Genomic DNA, 13038 nt, shown 5'->3' with positions numbered 1-13038 from the left:
GCGACAACGTGTCGATCACCGTCAAGCTGATCAACCCGATCGCCATGGAAGAAGGCCTGCGTTTCGCCATCCGTGAAGGCGGTCGCACCGTCGGCGCCGGCGTCGTTGCCAAGATCCTCGCGTAATTCATGACGTGTGCCCTTCCGGCCTGTGGCCGGGTGGGCGTCATCTCTCTGTTTAAGGAGCCGTCATGGCACAACAAAAGATCCGCATTCGCCTGAAGGCGTTTGACTACAAGCTGATTGACCAGTCGTCGGCTGAAATCGTTGAAACCGCGAAGCGCACTGGCGCGATCGTCAAGGGTCCCGTGCCCCTGCCGACCCGCCTGCAACGTTTCGACATCCTGCGTTCGCCGCACGTCAACAAGACGTCGCGCGACCAGTTTGAAATCCGCACCCACCAGCGTCTGATGGACATCGTGGACCCAACCGACAAGACGGTTGATGCCCTGATGAAGCTCGACCTGCCGGCTGGCGTGGACGTCGAAATCAAGCTGCAATAAACCTTGAACTTGCTGCTTGAGCGATCAAGCGCAATGGAAAAGGGCCGCATCTCTGCGGCCCTTTTTTCATGGTGGCTGAGCAGTGCTTAACGCATCACAGCTTGGACACCAAAATGGTTCCCACGGAAATGGCGTCCGTGATGCTGGGGGCGCACAAAACCCGGATCTTCTGCGCAAATGGGTGTGTGAGGTAGAACCTGGGCAGGTAGTTGGTGGTGACCGAGGTGGTGACCTTCGTGCTGAAATCCCCCATGCCCAAATACCAGGCTTGGCTAGCGCAGGTGCTGCCCGTGCCAGTTGCGACCAAGCGTGCGATGGCTCCACCGCCGGGGACGGTGTATGGCGAGGTGGGTGTCATGGTCACAGCATTGACGGTGGCCGAAGTCACGCTATTGATGCCATTGGCATGCGTCGCCTGGGCGGGCATGTTGATGGCGATGTTGCCCGACGAGATGTACTCATAACCGCTGATAGCGGAGTCCGTGTAGGCAAATCGTGTCAAACCTTGGAAGCGGTTGTTGCTCAAAGTCACGCCGGTGCTGGAGCCATTGGAGTTGGGCCAGATGCCGCTGATGTCGGAGAGTGTGCTGGTGTTGCCCAGCGCGCCGACCCAGTTGCTCTGGATGGTGAGGCCACTCAGACTGCCCATGTATCCGCCCAGCAAGATGCCGCTGGACGTCAGGTTGCAGCTGCTGCTGCCCGACGCGTCGAAATGAACGCGGTTGCCCGCGATCACCGCTTGTTGAGACGGCGGCGCGCCAGTTGCTGGCGCTTGCAAGACGATGCCATCAAAACGGGGCGATGTACCGCTGACGCAATCACTGCTCCATGAGCCCACGGTTCGGGTGATGAAATTGTTCGTGATGCTGGGGTGGAGCACCAGTCGCATTTCGCCATCAATGCCTGCCGTCTTGGCGTTTTCAATCTGATTGAATTCGACATTCAATTGATTGGTGACCGGGTTCTGGACAGACTTGGAGATGCCCTCATCGGCCGAATAGATGGCGTTGTAACCCACATTGACGATGTCGCCGCCATGAATCTTGACGCCGCTCTGGAATCCAGACACGTTGTTGTAATACACATTGGCCGTACCTGTGGTCCCAACTTCAAGGCCGTATTTACAGTTTTGGCTGAGTTCGCAATGGACGGTGTTCGCCAAAATGCTCGGGCTGGCGCCAGCCGCCACCGATATGCCAATGCCACAATCCTGAATGGCGCCAGTGCAGGCCTGCCAGCCATAGAGCAGGTTGTTTTGAATGAGAATGCCGGGGAGTTGGCTGCTTGCAATGAATTCAATACCCATCCGGCCAATATTCTTGATGGTGTTGCTGTCGATCCTGATGTCATGGACATCCACCCCGCCAATGCCCTGGTACACCGTGTTGAATGTGTTGACAGTGATGGCGTGAGGGCCGCCTTCCAGTTGAACGCCGGCGTGATCGATGTTGTTGAACGAACTCATCGTGACCGTGTTGTTGCCTGTCGCCGTGTTGGCGATGCGAACGCCATCCATGTAGAAGCGATCGACGCCGTTGGCCTTTTCGGTGGCCGTGAGCGTGATGTTGTTGAACGTGGAGTTGGTCACAGTGGCATTGCCACCTCGGAGGTAAATGCCACTGCCCTCGAAAGTGATATTGGAAATGCTTTGGGCTGCCGTGGCATTGACAGGGGTGGCCAGAATGTACGAATTGGGTACGCCCGATGCGCGACGGAATGTAGCGCCGTTTGGTGCGCAGAGGCTCACACCACTTTTGAGTATCAGGGAGCTGACATCCGCATTGGTGCTGCCAATGGACAGTGGGTAATCACCAGACCCGACCACGACGGTTTTCGACGACTTGGTTTGCGCTAAATCAATGGCGGCCTGGATGGCCGAGAAGGTCGCGGCTTCAGTCCGATTTGCAACCGAATAGACCGTGGCACTGGTTTGTGTGCTGGGACAGCTGAAAGCAAAAACGGCTGTGGAGGTGGAGCAAAAGGCCGCGCCCATGACAATGGCGGAGGCAGGTAGGTTTGAAAGTGTTAAACGCATAATTTCCCTTTTCATTTTTTAAATTCAAACATTGGCATGAATAAATGCCGCGGCCAGTCTAACCACAAAGGGAGTCGGCTTTTCTTCGCTAGTCGGTTTTTGGTCTGCCGCCCAGAGGATCGCCCTTTGAAAAGACAAGGGCTTGCGGTATGCAGCTGTCTTTGCTATGATGGAGAGCTTTTCTGCCTTTGCCTGCTGCTTGCGGCAGGTGAGGTATGAAGTAACGGCGGTCTGTGCCTGTCAAGGTGTCGGATTGCTACCCAAGTCAGCCCGGCCAATCGATGTCGGGCTTGTGTAAAAGGCCCCTATGTGGGGCTGGAGAAAAACCATGAGTCTTAGCAATCGCCTCGGATTGCTGGGCCGCAAGGTGGGCATGATGCGCATCTACACAGACGACGGCGATGCCGTGCCTGTGACAGTGCTCGACGTGTCCAACAACCGCGTGACCCAGATCAAAACCGTTGAGACTGACGGCTACACCGCCTTGCAACTGGCATTCGGTTCGCGCAAAGCATCGCGCGTGACCAAGCCCGAAGCTGGCCACCTCGCCAAGGCGGGTGTGGAAGGTGTGGAAGTCATCAAAGAGTTCCACGTCACCCCGGAAGTTGCCGCCGAATACAAGGCTGGCGCAGCCATTGCCGTGACCGCCCTGTTCCAGGTCGGCCAGAAAATCGACGTGCAAGGCACCTCGATCGGCAAGGGCTTCACCGGCACCATCAAGCGTCACCACTTCGGTTCGCAGCGCGCGTCGCACGGTAACAGCCGTTCGCACAACGTGCCCGGCTCGATCTCGATGGCGCAAGATCCTGGCCGCGTGTTCCCAGGCAAGAAGATGTCGGGCCACCTCGGCGACGACACCGTGACCACGCAAAACCTCGACATCGTGCGCGTTGACGAAGCCCGTCAACTGCTGCTGGTCCGAGGCGCTGTGCCGGGTTCGAAGGGTGGCTTTGTCACCGTCCGTCCCGCCGTCAAGGTCAAGGTCAAGAAAGGAGCCAACTGATGCAGCTCGAGCTCCTGAACGAACAAGGTCAGGCCACGTCCAAAGTGGACGCCCCTGACACCGTGTTCGGCCGCGAATACAACGAAGCCCTGGTGCACCAGGTGGTTGTGGCTTACCAAGCCAACGCCCGCCAAGGCACCCGCGCCCAGAAGGACCGCGCCGTCGTCAAGCACACCACCAAGAAGCCCTGGCGCCAAAAAGGCACCGGTCGCGCTCGTGCTGGTATGTCCTCCTCGCCCCTGTGGCGTGGCGGTGGTCGGATTTTCCCGAACAGCCCTGACGAAAACTTCAGCCACAAGGTCAACAAGAAGATGTACCGCGCCGGCATGGCCGCCATCTTCTCGCAGTTGGCCCGCGAAGGCCGCCTGTCCGTGGTGGACTCGATCAACATCGATGCCCCCAAGACCAAGCTGCTGGCTGCCAAGCTGAAGGCCCTGAACCTCGACCACGTGCTGGTGATCGCCGACGAAGTGAACGAGAACCTGTTCCTCGCCGCGCGCAATCTGCCGAACGTGCTGGTGGTCGAGCCGCGTTACGCCGATCCGCTGTCGCTGGTGCACTACAAGAAAGTGCTCGTGACCAAGGGCGCGATCGACAAGCTCAAGGAGATGTTCGCATGAGCATCCTCAAATTCGATGAAAGCCGCCTGCTGAAGGTGCTGGTCGCTCCGATCATTTCGGAAAAGGCCACCGCCGCCGCCGAAGATCGCGGCCAGGTGCTGTTCAAAGTCGTGCGCGACGCGACCAAGCCCGAGATCAAAGCCGCTGTCGAGCTGCTGTTCAAGGTCGAAGTCAAGTCCGTGCAAGTGCTCAACCAGAAGGGCAAGACCAAGCGCTTTGGTGGCCGTGTCGGTCGCCGTGACCATGTCAAGAAGGCCTACGTGGCCCTCAAGGACGGTCAAGAGCTGAACTTCTCCGGGGAGGCTGCGTAATCATGGCTGTCGTTAAAGTCAAACCAACCTCGCCCGGCCGCCGTGGCGTGGTCAAGGTGGTTCACAAGCATCTGCACAAGGGCGCGCCCCACGCAGCTTTGCTGGAACCGCAAATCCAGAATGCTGGCCGCAACAACAACGGTCACATCACCATCCGCCACAAGGGCGGTGGCCACAAGCATCACTACCGCGTGGTGGACTTCGTCCGTAACAAGGATGGCATCCCCGCGAAGGTCGAGCGCATCGAGTACGACCCCAACCGCACGGCCCACATCGCCCTGGTGTGCTATGCCGACGGCGAACGTCGTTACATCATCGCTCCCCGTGGTCTGGAAGCTGGCGCCACTGTCTTGAGCGGCTCGGAAGCGCCGATCAAGGCTGGCAACACGCTGCCCATCCGCAACATCCCCGTGGGTTCGACCATCCACTGCATCGAGATGCTGCCTGGCAAGGGCGCGCAAATCGCGCGTTCGGCTGGCACGTCCGCTGTCCTGATGGCCCGCGAAGGCATCTACGCCCAGGTCCGCCTGCGCTCGGGTGAAGTTCGCAAGATCCACGTCGATTGCCGCGCCACCTTGGGTGAAGTGAGCAACGAAGAGCACAGCCTGCGCCGTTACGGCAAGGCCGGTGCCATCCGCTGGAAGGGCATCCGCCCAACGGTTCGTGGCGTTGCCATGAACCCGGTGGATCACCCGCACGGTGGTGGCGAAGGCCGCACGGGCGAAGGCCAAGTCCCGGTGTCCCCATGGAACACCATGACGAAGGGCTATCGCACCCGCAACAACAAGCGCACGCAGACGTTCATCGTTTCGCGTCGCAAGAAATAAGAGGTAGGCTGAAATGGCTCGTTCTCTTAAAAAAGGTCCTTTCGTTGACCATCACCTGTCGGCCAAGGTCGACAAGGCTGCTGCTGCCAAGGACAAAAAGCCCATCAAGACCTGGTCGCGTCGTTCTACGATCCTGCCTGAGTTCATTGGCCTGACGATTGCCGTGCACAACGGCAAGCAACACGTGCCTGTGTACGTGACCGACCAGATGGTTGGCCACAAGCTCGGCGAGTTCGCCCTGACCCGCACGTTCAAGGGTCACCCAGGCGACAAGAAAGCCAAGAAGTAAGGAGCCCGACGATGGAAACCAAAGCAATCGTTCGCGGCGTTCGGCTCTCATGCGACAAAGGTCGCCTGGTGGCTGACCTGATTCGCGGCAAGAAAGTCGACCAAGCCCTGAACATCCTGACCTTCACGCAAAAGAAGGCCGCCGGCATCATCAAGAAGGCCCTGGAGTCCGCGATCGCGAACGCCGAGCACAATGACGGCGCCGACATCGATGAATTGAAGGTCAAGACCATTTATGTGGAGCAAGGCACCACGCTGAAGCGTTTCACCGCACGGGCCAAAGGCCGCGGTAACCGCATCAGCAAGCCAACTTGCCACATTTATGTGACCGTGGGCAACTAAAGGCAAAACCATGGGACAAAAAATCCATCCAACCGGTTTCCGCCTGGCGGTTACCCGTAACTGGTCTTCGCGCTGGTATGCCAGCAACAGGAACTTCAGCAAGATGTTGGCTGAAGACCTGGGCGTGCGCGAATTCCTGAAGAAGCGCCTGAAGAATGCCGCTGTGTCGCGCATTCTGATCGAGCGTCCCGCCAAGAGCGCACGCATCACCATCTTCTCGGCTCGTCCGGGCGTGGTGATCGGCAAGAAGGGCGAAGACATCGAGAACCTGAAGATCGAACTGGCCAAGCGCTTGGGCGTGCCGGTCGCGGTCAACATCGAAGAAGTGCGCAAGCCTGAAATCGATGCTCAGCTGATCTCGGATTCGATCACGCAACAGCTGGAAAAGCGGATCATGTTCCGCCGCGCCATGAAGCGCGCGATGCAGAACGCCATGCGTCTGGGTGCCCTGGGCATCAAGATCATGTCGGCAGGTCGTCTGAACGGCATCGAAATCGCACGTACCGAGTGGTACCGCGAAGGTCGTGTGCCGCTTCACACCCTGCGTGCTGACATCGACTACGGCTTCTCTGAAGCACAGACCACCTACGGTGTGATCGGTGTGAAGGTGTGGGTCTACAAGGGTGACCGTCTGCCGAATGGCGACGCTCCGGTGATCAAGGGCGAGGATCGTGAAGACGACCGCCGCAATCGCCGCCCCCGCAGTGACCGCCCCAACGACCGTCGTCCGCCCGCACGTGGTGCACGTGGCCCCCGCGCTGATGGCGCACCGGGTGCCGCTGCTCCCGAAGGTGGTGACAAGCCCGCTGATGCCGGTGCTGCCAAGCGCGTCCGCAAGGTCGTCGCTCCGGCCGCTCCTGCTGAAGCGAAAGGAGAATAATCAATGTTGCAACCTAATCGTCGCAAGTTCCGCAAGGAACACAAGGGTCGCAACACGGGTGTTGCCACCCGTGGTGCCACCGTTGCGTTCGGCGAATTCGGCCTGAAGGCGACTGAACGTGGCCGCATCACGGCCCGTCAGATCGAAGCAGCCCGTCGTGCCATTTCGCGTCACGTCAAGCGTGGCGGTCGCATCTGGATCCGCATCTTCCCGGACAAGCCAATTTCCCAGAAGCCCGCCGAAGTTCGGATGGGCAATGGTAAGGGTAGCGTCGAGTACTACGTGGCTGAAATCCAGCCCGGCAAGGTGCTCTACGAAATCCACGGTGTCCCCGAACAACTGGCCCGCGAAGCTTTCCAGCTCGCGTCCGCCAAGCTGCCCCTGCGCACGACATTCGTCACGCGCATGATCGGCTCTTAATTGGTCGCAAAGGAAAAGAAGCAAATGAACGCCTCTGAACTGCGCGCCAAAGATGTGGCCGCACTCGAAACCGAAGTCAAAGAACTGCTGAAAGCGCACTTCAACATGCGCATGCAAAAAGCTACCCAGCAGCTCAATGACCACTCTGCTCTGAAGAAGACCCGTCGCGACATCGCCCGTGTCAAGACGATTCTGACCCAGAAGACGAAAGAAGGAGCAGCCAAATGACGGAAGCTCAAGCAACGACGCAAGTCAAGAACACGCGCACCCTGGTGGGTCGCGTGGTCAGCGATGCGCGCGCCAAGACCGTGACCGTGCTCGTCGAGCGCCGTGCCAAGCACGAGCTCTACGGCAAGATCGTGGCCCACTCGCGCAAGTACCACGCTCACGATGAGAACAACGAGTTCCACATCGGCGACGTGGTCGAGATCAGCGAAACGCGTCCTGTTTCCAAGACCAAGGCCTGGGCTGTGACCCGCTTGGTGGAAAAGGCCCGCGCGGTCTGATCAATCCATCGCTGGCGCAAGCCAGGCATGGCCGCAGCAGGGTGACCTGCGGCGGCCTGCAAGACAACCGGATGCCCAGTTTTATACTGGCCATCCGGTTTTTTCATTCCCGTTTCTTTTTGCTTTCTTTCACCTGAGGTTTCCCCATGATCAAAGTTGGCGACACGCTGCCCGGCGGTTCCTTGTCCGAGTTTTTTGACGTGGAGGGTGAAGGCTGCAGCCTGGGGCCCAACAACTTCGACATCGCCCAGCTCACGGCGGGCAAGACCATCGCCATCTTCGGTCTGCCAGGGGCTTTCACGCCCACCTGCTCGGCCAAGCACGCGCCGGGTTACATCGACCAGGTCGAGGCCTTCAAGGCCGCGGGTGTGGACGAAATCTGGTGCGTGTCGGTGAACGACCCTTTCGTGATGGGCGCGTGGGGACGCGAGTTGAAGGCCGCGGGCAAGGTCCGCATGATGGCCGATGGCAGCGCCAAGTTCGCTCAGGCCACGGGCCTGACGCTGGACCTGACCGAGAAAGGCCTGGGCCTGCGTTCGCAGCGCTACTCGCTGCTGGCCCAGGACGGCGTGGTCAAGGCGCTGAATGTGGAAGAAGGCGGCGGCTTCAAGGTCAGCGATGCCGACACCCTGCTGGCGCAGGCCAAAGCCTTGAAGGGCTGATCGATCCTCTGGGTGGCCGGTGGGGTTCCCGTTCGCGGTCAGCGAACCGAGCCGGCCTTCTGTTCGATGGCGGCTTCGACGTCCTTGCGCAGGCCCAGCAAAAAAGCCACCTCGGCCAGCACGAACAGCGGGCCGATGATCAGGCCGATGATGTCGTCGACGAAAGCGGGCTTGCGGCCTTCGTAATGGTGTCCCAGGAACTGGATGATCCAGCCCAGCACGAACAGGCCCAGGCCCAGGCCGAGCCAGGCGCCGGTGGCCAGGGGCGCGGTGTACAGCGCCACGTCCAGGCCCAGGGCCAGCACGACGGCCATGACCGCGCCCATGCGCAGGTCCAGCTTCAGGTAATACAAGGCCAGCGCCATGGCGATGACCATGCCGGGGTTGATGGCCACGCCGCCCAGCGTGAACAGCGTGGGGCGCGCCAGGAGGACCATCAGCGACAGCACGATCAGGGGGATGCCGACCAGGTGCGTCATGATGTTGCGGCGGTCACGGTGGTAGCTGGCGTATTGCGCGAGGAGGTCGACAAGCTTGTTCATGGCGGTGTCCTTTTGCGTGAATCCTAGTGCATGGCGGGCCGAAACGACTGTCGGCGGCGCGACGCATTTTGCACACGACGGTTCCAGCCGTGCTACATTCATCAGCATGAACACGGCACGCTTCTATTTTTGGCACTTTTACTTCTCGCCCGCAACCGGCGCAGGAGTGGAGAGCGCGTAAGCAGCCACCACCACATTCCTGAAAACCGCCGGGTCACCTCCCGGCGGTTTTTTTTCGACGTTTTTCAACGCCTCCAACCCGCACCACGCACCAGGACACCTTCATGAACGCCAATTCCAGCGCCTCATCCGGCTGGGTCCCGCCCGCCGACAAGACTTCGCAGACCGACGACGAACGCATCCTCAACGTGACGCCTCTGCCACCACCCGAGCACCTGATCCGCTTTTTCCCCATCCGGGGAACGCCGGTGGAGACGCTGGTGTCCGGCACGCGCCAGAAGATCCGCGAGATCATGCAGGGCAAGGACGATCGGCTGCTGGTGGTCATCGGCCCTTGCTCGATCCACGACCCGGCCGCGGCGCTTGAATATGCCCGCAAGCTGCTGGTCGAACGTGAGCGCTATGCCGACACGCTGGAGATCGTGATGCGGGTGTACTTCGAGAAGCCCCGCACCACCGTGGGCTGGAAGGGCCTGATCAATGATCCCTACCTGGACGAGAGCTACCGCATCGACGAGGGCCTGCGCATCGCCCGCCATCTGCTGCTGGAGATCAACCGCCTCGGCGTGCCGGCGGGCAGCGAGTTCCTCGACGTGGTGTCGCCCCAGTACATCGGTGACCTGATCAGTTGGGGTGCGATCGGCGCGCGCACCACCGAAAGCCAGGTGCACCGCGAACTGGCCTCGGGCCTGAGCGCGCCCATCGGCTTCAAGAACGGCACCGACGGCAACATCAAGATTGCGACCGACGCCATCCAGGCGGCGGCGGGTGCCCACCACTTCCTGTCGGTTCACAAAAACGGGCAGGTGGCGATCGTCGAGACGGCCGGCAACCCCGATTGTCACGTGATCCTGCGCGGTGGCAAGGCGCCCAACTACGACGCAACCCATGTCGAAGCGGCCTGCAAGGACCTGGAAGCGGCCAAGCTGCCGACCACCTTGATGGTGGACTGCTCGCACGCCAACAGCTCCAAGCAGCACGAGCGCCAGATCGATGTGGCCAAGGACATCGGCGCGCAAGTGGGTTCGGGTTCGAAGCGCATTTTCGGCGTGATGGTGGAAAGCCACCTGCAGCCAGGCAACCAGAAGTTCACGCCAGGCAAGGACGAGCCTTCGGCCTTGCAGTACGGCAAGAGCATCACCGATGCCTGCATTGGCTGGGACGACTCAAGCAATGTGCTGGAAATCCTGTCCGGTGCCGTGAAGGCTCGCCGCGCCCGTTGAGGACCAGGGTGGGCCAAGGCGGTCAGGCGGTACACCCTTAAGGGGGGAAACGCCTGCTTGCGGGGTATCTCGCTAGGCCCATGACCAAGGGGGCGGGGGATACTGCAATGGTTGTAGTTCATGCCCACCGCCTCCCCATGCCCCACAAGCCCGATCCCCGCATCTTGCTGGTGGACGACCACGCCTTGTTCCGCACCGGACTGGGCATGATCCTGCGCGAAGCCTTCCCGGGGTCGACCTTGCTGGAGGCCCCCAGCCTGGCCGAGGCGATGAAGGTGGCGGCCGATCCGATGCTGGACCTGATCCTGCTGGACGTGCACCTGCCCGATGCCAACGGTTTGTCGCGCATCCAGGTGCTGCAGGACCGCTTCGGGGCCGTGCCAGTGCTGATGGTTTCCGGCAGCGACGATGTTTCGCAGATCGCCCAGGCGAAAGAAGCGGGGGCCGTGGGCTACCTTCCCAAGTCGGCCAACGGCGCGCAGATGGTGAACACCTTGCGCGATTGCCTGTCCGGTGGGCGTGCCTTCCCTTTCGAGGGCCATGGCCAGGCGCCCGCCGCCACGGTGCTGTCGGCCCGCGAGGGTGTCGCCCAGCCCAATGAGCGGCAACTGTCGATCCTGCGCCTGCTGGGCCAGGGGGCGCCCAACAAGGCCATCGCGCGCCAGGTGGGCTTGAGCGAAAACGATGTGCGCGCCGAGGTGTCCTGGCTCACCGAGATGCTGGACGCGACCAGCCGGCAGCAGGCCTACGACGTGGCCGTGCAGCGAGGATGGCTGGTGCCATGAGCACCTGGGCGGGCTTGCTGTCGCAGGCTTGGCGCTTCGACAAAAGCCGTGGCCTGACCGCCGAGATGGAGTTGCTGGACCGCAACCTGCCAGCCGCCTTCGTCACTTACACCCTGGTCGCCATCATGGCCAGTTGGGCTTATTGGTCCACCATTGGTGATGCCAGCGTGTTGTGGTGGGGGGGCGCGTCCACGCTGTTGGGGGCCGCTTGCTTCACCGCCCGCAAGCTGCTGCCTTCTCCCACAGACCCGGACCGGGTGCTGGTCTACGCCCGGGCGGTGCGTTTCATGGCGATGCTGCTGGGCATGACCTGGGGCCTGTTCGCCCTGCTTTACATGAAGCCCGAGTGGCCCATCACGTTGACGCTGGTGGTCACCATGCTGTCGGGCATGAGCGCTGGGGGCTTGGTGGTGTTTTCGTCAAGCTGGCCCGTGTCGCTGGCCTACGGCTTGCCCTGCCTGCTGCCCTCGGCCTTGGTGCTGCTGCCGGCCCAGGACCCGGTCAGCCAGAGCGTGGGGCTGGCGTCGCTGGCCTATCTGCTGGTCATGGGGGTGTTTTCCTTCCATGCCGCGCAAGTGACGCGCCGCTCCATCGACCTGCGCTTCGAGAATGCGGACCTGGTCGAGCGCCTGCGGGAGCAGACCGGCCATGCCTTCGAGGCCCGGCAGATGGCGGAAGAGGCCTTGCGCGATGCCGAAGCGGCCAACCGCGCCAAGTCGGTGTTCCTGGCCTCGGCCAGCCACGACCTGCGCCAGCCTTTGCACGCGCTGGGCCTGTTCCTGACCGCCTTGGGGCGGACGAACCTGGATGCGCGGCAACGCCAGATGTGGGGGCATGTCGAGGCCTCGTCGGCGGCGGCCAGCGAGATGCTGAACACGCTGCTGGATTTTTCCAAGGTGGACGCGGGTGTCATCACGCCTCGGCCGCAGACTTTTCCTGTGCAGGCCTTGCTGCACAAGCTGGAACGGCATTTCGCCCCCCAAGCCAATGCCAAAGGGCTGGTGTTCCGGGTCCGCGACACCGAGGCTGTGGTGCACGCCGATCCCTTGCTGGTGGAGCAGATCTTGCGCAACCTGCTGACCAATGCCTTGCGCTACACCGAACGTGGGGGTGTGCTGATGGGTTGTCGATTCCGTGGCGATCGTCTGGTGCTGGAAGTGTGGGACACGGGCATTGGCATTGACCCGGCACAGCACCAGGCCATCTTCCAGGAGTTCCACCAGCTGGGCAATCCGGAGCGCGATCGCACCAAGGGGTTGGGCCTGGGGCTGGCCATCGTGCAGGGGCTGGCGCGGGCCATGGGTGAGACGGTGGAGCTGGCCTCCAGGCCCGGGTGGGGGTCGGTCTTTCGGCTGCGCCTGCCTTTGAGTCAACAGGCGGCCCCCTGCGGCGCACCCAGCGCCCCAGTGCCCGTGGCGGATGCGCAGCTGGCCGGTGTGCGCGTGTTGCTGATCGACGATGACGAGGCCGTGCGCCTGGCCATGGCCGAGCTGATGACGGCCTGGGGTTGCGTGTGCGAGGCCGTGGGCTCCGAAGCCGAGGCCGTGGCATTGCTGGCGCGTTTCGACCCGGACGTGGTGCTGGCCGACTACAGGCTGCGCGACCACCGAACCGGCCCACAGGCCATCGATGCGGTGCGGGCCCGGTCGGGCAGGGCGGTGCCCGCGATCATCGTCACGGGCGACACGGCGGCCGACCGGCTGCGCCTGGCCGTGGGCAGTGGCATGACCTTGCTGCACAAGCCGGTGGGATCGGTGCCATTGCAGCGGGCCTTGGTGCAGGCCTTGCCGCCCAGGCCGTCAGGCGATGACTGATCTTGCCCCCCTATCCCCGGACACGGTCTATGCGCAATGTAGCGCGGCCCCATCGGGCTGGTTTGCGCGCCGTTGATATTGCCTGAACTCCCGAGGCG

17 protein-coding genes and 1 pseudogene are annotated in these 13038 nt (G+C 61.8%); 16 read left to right on the top strand and 2 right to left on the bottom strand.

The window, feature by feature from the left end; all coding sequences use genetic code 11:
• Together ACREB4_RS20405 and rpsJ are read left to right on the top strand one after the other, a co-directional pair.
• Window positions 1-125: pseudogene (locus ACREB4_RS20405) on the top strand (elongation factor Tu); the annotation flags it as partial.
• Window positions 126-190: 65 nt separating this feature from the next.
• On the top strand, window positions 191-502 hold the full coding sequence (rpsJ, locus tag ACREB4_RS20400) for a 30S ribosomal protein S10 (RefSeq protein WP_035037922.1): 312 nt from the start codon (window positions 191-193) through the stop codon (window positions 500-502).
• 94 nt (window positions 503-596) lie between these two features.
• Here rpsJ and ACREB4_RS20395 read toward each other — a convergent pair whose 3' ends face one another.
• On the bottom strand, window positions 597-2552 hold the full coding sequence (locus ACREB4_RS20395) for a hypothetical protein (RefSeq protein ID WP_431590080.1): 1956 nt from the start codon (window positions 2550-2552) through the stop codon (window positions 597-599).
• Between the two features lie 313 nt (window positions 2553-2865).
• Here ACREB4_RS20395 and rplC point away from each other — a divergent pair, with 313 nt between their 5' ends.
• The 11 genes from rplC to ACREB4_RS20340 all read left to right on the top strand — a co-directional run bounded on the left by rplC (window position 2866) and on the right by ACREB4_RS20340 (window position 8396).
• Window positions 2866-3540 (top strand): 50S ribosomal protein L3, encoded by a 675-nt coding sequence (gene rplC, locus ACREB4_RS20390; RefSeq protein WP_431590079.1) that lies wholly within the window; start codon window positions 2866-2868, stop codon window positions 3538-3540.
• Window positions 3540-4160: a 50S ribosomal protein L4 gene (gene rplD / locus ACREB4_RS20385; protein WP_431590078.1), complete on the top strand. Its 621-nt coding sequence runs from the start codon at window positions 3540-3542 to the stop codon at window positions 4158-4160. Before rplC ends, rplD begins: the two co-directional genes overlap by 1 nt.
• A complete protein-coding gene (rplW, locus tag ACREB4_RS20380) occupies window positions 4157-4471 on the top strand; it encodes a 50S ribosomal protein L23 (RefSeq protein ID WP_431590077.1) in 315 nt (104 codons plus the stop codon). Before rplD ends, rplW begins: the two co-directional genes overlap by 4 nt.
• A 2-nt stretch (window positions 4472-4473) precedes the next feature.
• Entirely contained in the window at window positions 4474-5298 is an 825-nt protein-coding gene (gene rplB, locus ACREB4_RS20375) for a 50S ribosomal protein L2 (protein ID WP_431590076.1), read from the top strand.
• Between the two features lie 13 nt (window positions 5299-5311).
• The gene (gene rpsS / locus ACREB4_RS20370) at window positions 5312-5587 is read left to right on the top strand and encodes a 30S ribosomal protein S19 (RefSeq protein WP_431590075.1); all 276 of its coding nucleotides are present in this window, start codon (window positions 5312-5314) and stop codon (window positions 5585-5587) included.
• An 11-nt stretch (window positions 5588-5598) separates the two neighbouring features.
• Window positions 5599-5928 carry a 50S ribosomal protein L22 gene (rplV, locus tag ACREB4_RS20365; protein WP_230182722.1) on the top strand — a complete coding sequence of 110 codons (330 nt, stop codon included), beginning with the start codon at window positions 5599-5601 and terminating at the stop codon, window positions 5926-5928.
• Window positions 5929-5938: 10 nt separating this feature from the next.
• On the top strand, window positions 5939-6808 hold the full coding sequence (rpsC, locus tag ACREB4_RS20360) for a 30S ribosomal protein S3 (RefSeq protein WP_431590074.1): 870 nt from the start codon (window positions 5939-5941) through the stop codon (window positions 6806-6808).
• A 3-nt stretch (window positions 6809-6811) separates the two neighbouring features.
• Window positions 6812-7228 carry a 50S ribosomal protein L16 gene (gene rplP, locus ACREB4_RS20355; RefSeq protein ID WP_296316436.1) on the top strand — a complete coding sequence of 139 codons (417 nt, stop codon included), beginning with the start codon at window positions 6812-6814 and terminating at the stop codon, window positions 7226-7228.
• Between the two features lie 24 nt (window positions 7229-7252).
• Window positions 7253-7456: a 50S ribosomal protein L29 gene (gene rpmC / locus ACREB4_RS20350; RefSeq protein ID WP_431590073.1), complete on the top strand. Its 204-nt coding sequence runs from the start codon at window positions 7253-7255 to the stop codon at window positions 7454-7456.
• Window positions 7453-7734, top strand: coding sequence for a 30S ribosomal protein S17 (gene rpsQ / locus ACREB4_RS20345; RefSeq protein ID WP_230182726.1), 282 nt, complete (start codon window positions 7453-7455; stop codon window positions 7732-7734). Before rpmC ends, rpsQ begins: the two co-directional genes overlap by 4 nt.
• A gap of 146 nt (window positions 7735-7880) precedes the next feature.
• Complete coding sequence (locus ACREB4_RS20340; protein ID WP_431590072.1) at window positions 7881-8396, top strand: peroxiredoxin; 516 nt, start codon at window positions 7881-7883, stop codon at window positions 8394-8396.
• 38 nt (window positions 8397-8434) lie between these two features.
• Here the strand turns inward: ACREB4_RS20340 and ACREB4_RS20335 are convergent, their stop codons facing one another.
• Entirely contained in the window at window positions 8435-8938 is a 504-nt protein-coding gene (locus ACREB4_RS20335) for a DUF962 domain-containing protein (protein WP_431590071.1), read from the bottom strand.
• A gap of 284 nt (window positions 8939-9222) precedes the next feature.
• Between ACREB4_RS20335 and ACREB4_RS20330 the strand changes: the two genes are divergently transcribed.
• The 3 genes from ACREB4_RS20330 to ACREB4_RS20320 all read left to right on the top strand — a co-directional run bounded on the left by ACREB4_RS20330 (window position 9223) and on the right by ACREB4_RS20320 (window position 12940).
• On the top strand, window positions 9223-10341 hold the full coding sequence (locus ACREB4_RS20330) for a 3-deoxy-7-phosphoheptulonate synthase (protein WP_431590070.1): 1119 nt from the start codon (window positions 9223-9225) through the stop codon (window positions 10339-10341).
• A 137-nt stretch (window positions 10342-10478) separates the two neighbouring features.
• Window positions 10479-11126 (top strand): response regulator transcription factor, encoded by a 648-nt coding sequence (locus ACREB4_RS20325; protein ID WP_431590069.1) that lies wholly within the window; start codon window positions 10479-10481, stop codon window positions 11124-11126.
• Window positions 11123-12940 (top strand): ATP-binding response regulator, encoded by a 1818-nt coding sequence (locus ACREB4_RS20320; RefSeq protein WP_431590068.1) that lies wholly within the window; start codon window positions 11123-11125, stop codon window positions 12938-12940. Before ACREB4_RS20325 ends, ACREB4_RS20320 begins: the two co-directional genes overlap by 4 nt.
• Window positions 12941-13038: the final 98 nt, after the last annotated feature.

The sequence above is a fragment of the Aquabacterium sp. genome, assembly GCF_050725395.1.
Classification (GTDB): Bacteria; Pseudomonadota; Gammaproteobacteria; order Burkholderiales; family Burkholderiaceae_C; genus Aquabacterium.
The sequence above is the reverse complement of the archived record's forward strand: the minus strand, read 5'-3'. Positions and strand labels throughout refer to the sequence as shown.

What these genes read in the sequence shown, in the direction of transcription:
- rpsJ (WP_035037922.1), top strand. Translation starts at nt 191, where the DNA reads ATGGCACAACAAAAGATCCGCATTCGCCTGAAGGCGTTTGACTACAAG.
- ACREB4_RS20395 (WP_431590080.1), bottom strand. Translation starts at nt 2,552, where the DNA reads ATGAAAAGGGAAATTATGCGTTTAACACTTTCAAACCTACCTGCCTCC.
- rplC (WP_431590079.1), top strand. Translation starts at nt 2,866, where the DNA reads ATGAGTCTTAGCAATCGCCTCGGATTGCTGGGCCGCAAGGTGGGCATG.
- rplD (WP_431590078.1), top strand. Translation starts at nt 3,540, where the DNA reads ATGCAGCTCGAGCTCCTGAACGAACAAGGTCAGGCCACGTCCAAAGTG.
- rplW (WP_431590077.1), top strand. Translation starts at nt 4,157, where the DNA reads ATGAGCATCCTCAAATTCGATGAAAGCCGCCTGCTGAAGGTGCTGGTC.
- rplB (WP_431590076.1), top strand. Translation starts at nt 4,474, where the DNA reads ATGGCTGTCGTTAAAGTCAAACCAACCTCGCCCGGCCGCCGTGGCGTG.
- rpsS (WP_431590075.1), top strand. Translation starts at nt 5,312, where the DNA reads ATGGCTCGTTCTCTTAAAAAAGGTCCTTTCGTTGACCATCACCTGTCG.
- rplV (WP_230182722.1), top strand. Translation starts at nt 5,599, where the DNA reads ATGGAAACCAAAGCAATCGTTCGCGGCGTTCGGCTCTCATGCGACAAA.
- rpsC (WP_431590074.1), top strand. Translation starts at nt 5,939, where the DNA reads ATGGGACAAAAAATCCATCCAACCGGTTTCCGCCTGGCGGTTACCCGT.
- rplP (WP_296316436.1), top strand. Translation starts at nt 6,812, where the DNA reads ATGTTGCAACCTAATCGTCGCAAGTTCCGCAAGGAACACAAGGGTCGC.
- rpmC (WP_431590073.1), top strand. Translation starts at nt 7,253, where the DNA reads ATGAACGCCTCTGAACTGCGCGCCAAAGATGTGGCCGCACTCGAAACC.
- rpsQ (WP_230182726.1), top strand. Translation starts at nt 7,453, where the DNA reads ATGACGGAAGCTCAAGCAACGACGCAAGTCAAGAACACGCGCACCCTG.
- ACREB4_RS20340 (WP_431590072.1), top strand. Translation starts at nt 7,881, where the DNA reads ATGATCAAAGTTGGCGACACGCTGCCCGGCGGTTCCTTGTCCGAGTTT.
- ACREB4_RS20335 (WP_431590071.1), bottom strand. Translation starts at nt 8,938, where the DNA reads ATGAACAAGCTTGTCGACCTCCTCGCGCAATACGCCAGCTACCACCGT.
- ACREB4_RS20330 (WP_431590070.1), top strand. Translation starts at nt 9,223, where the DNA reads ATGAACGCCAATTCCAGCGCCTCATCCGGCTGGGTCCCGCCCGCCGAC.
- ACREB4_RS20325 (WP_431590069.1), top strand. Translation starts at nt 10,479, where the DNA reads ATGCCCCACAAGCCCGATCCCCGCATCTTGCTGGTGGACGACCACGCC.
- ACREB4_RS20320 (WP_431590068.1), top strand. Translation starts at nt 11,123, where the DNA reads ATGAGCACCTGGGCGGGCTTGCTGTCGCAGGCTTGGCGCTTCGACAAA.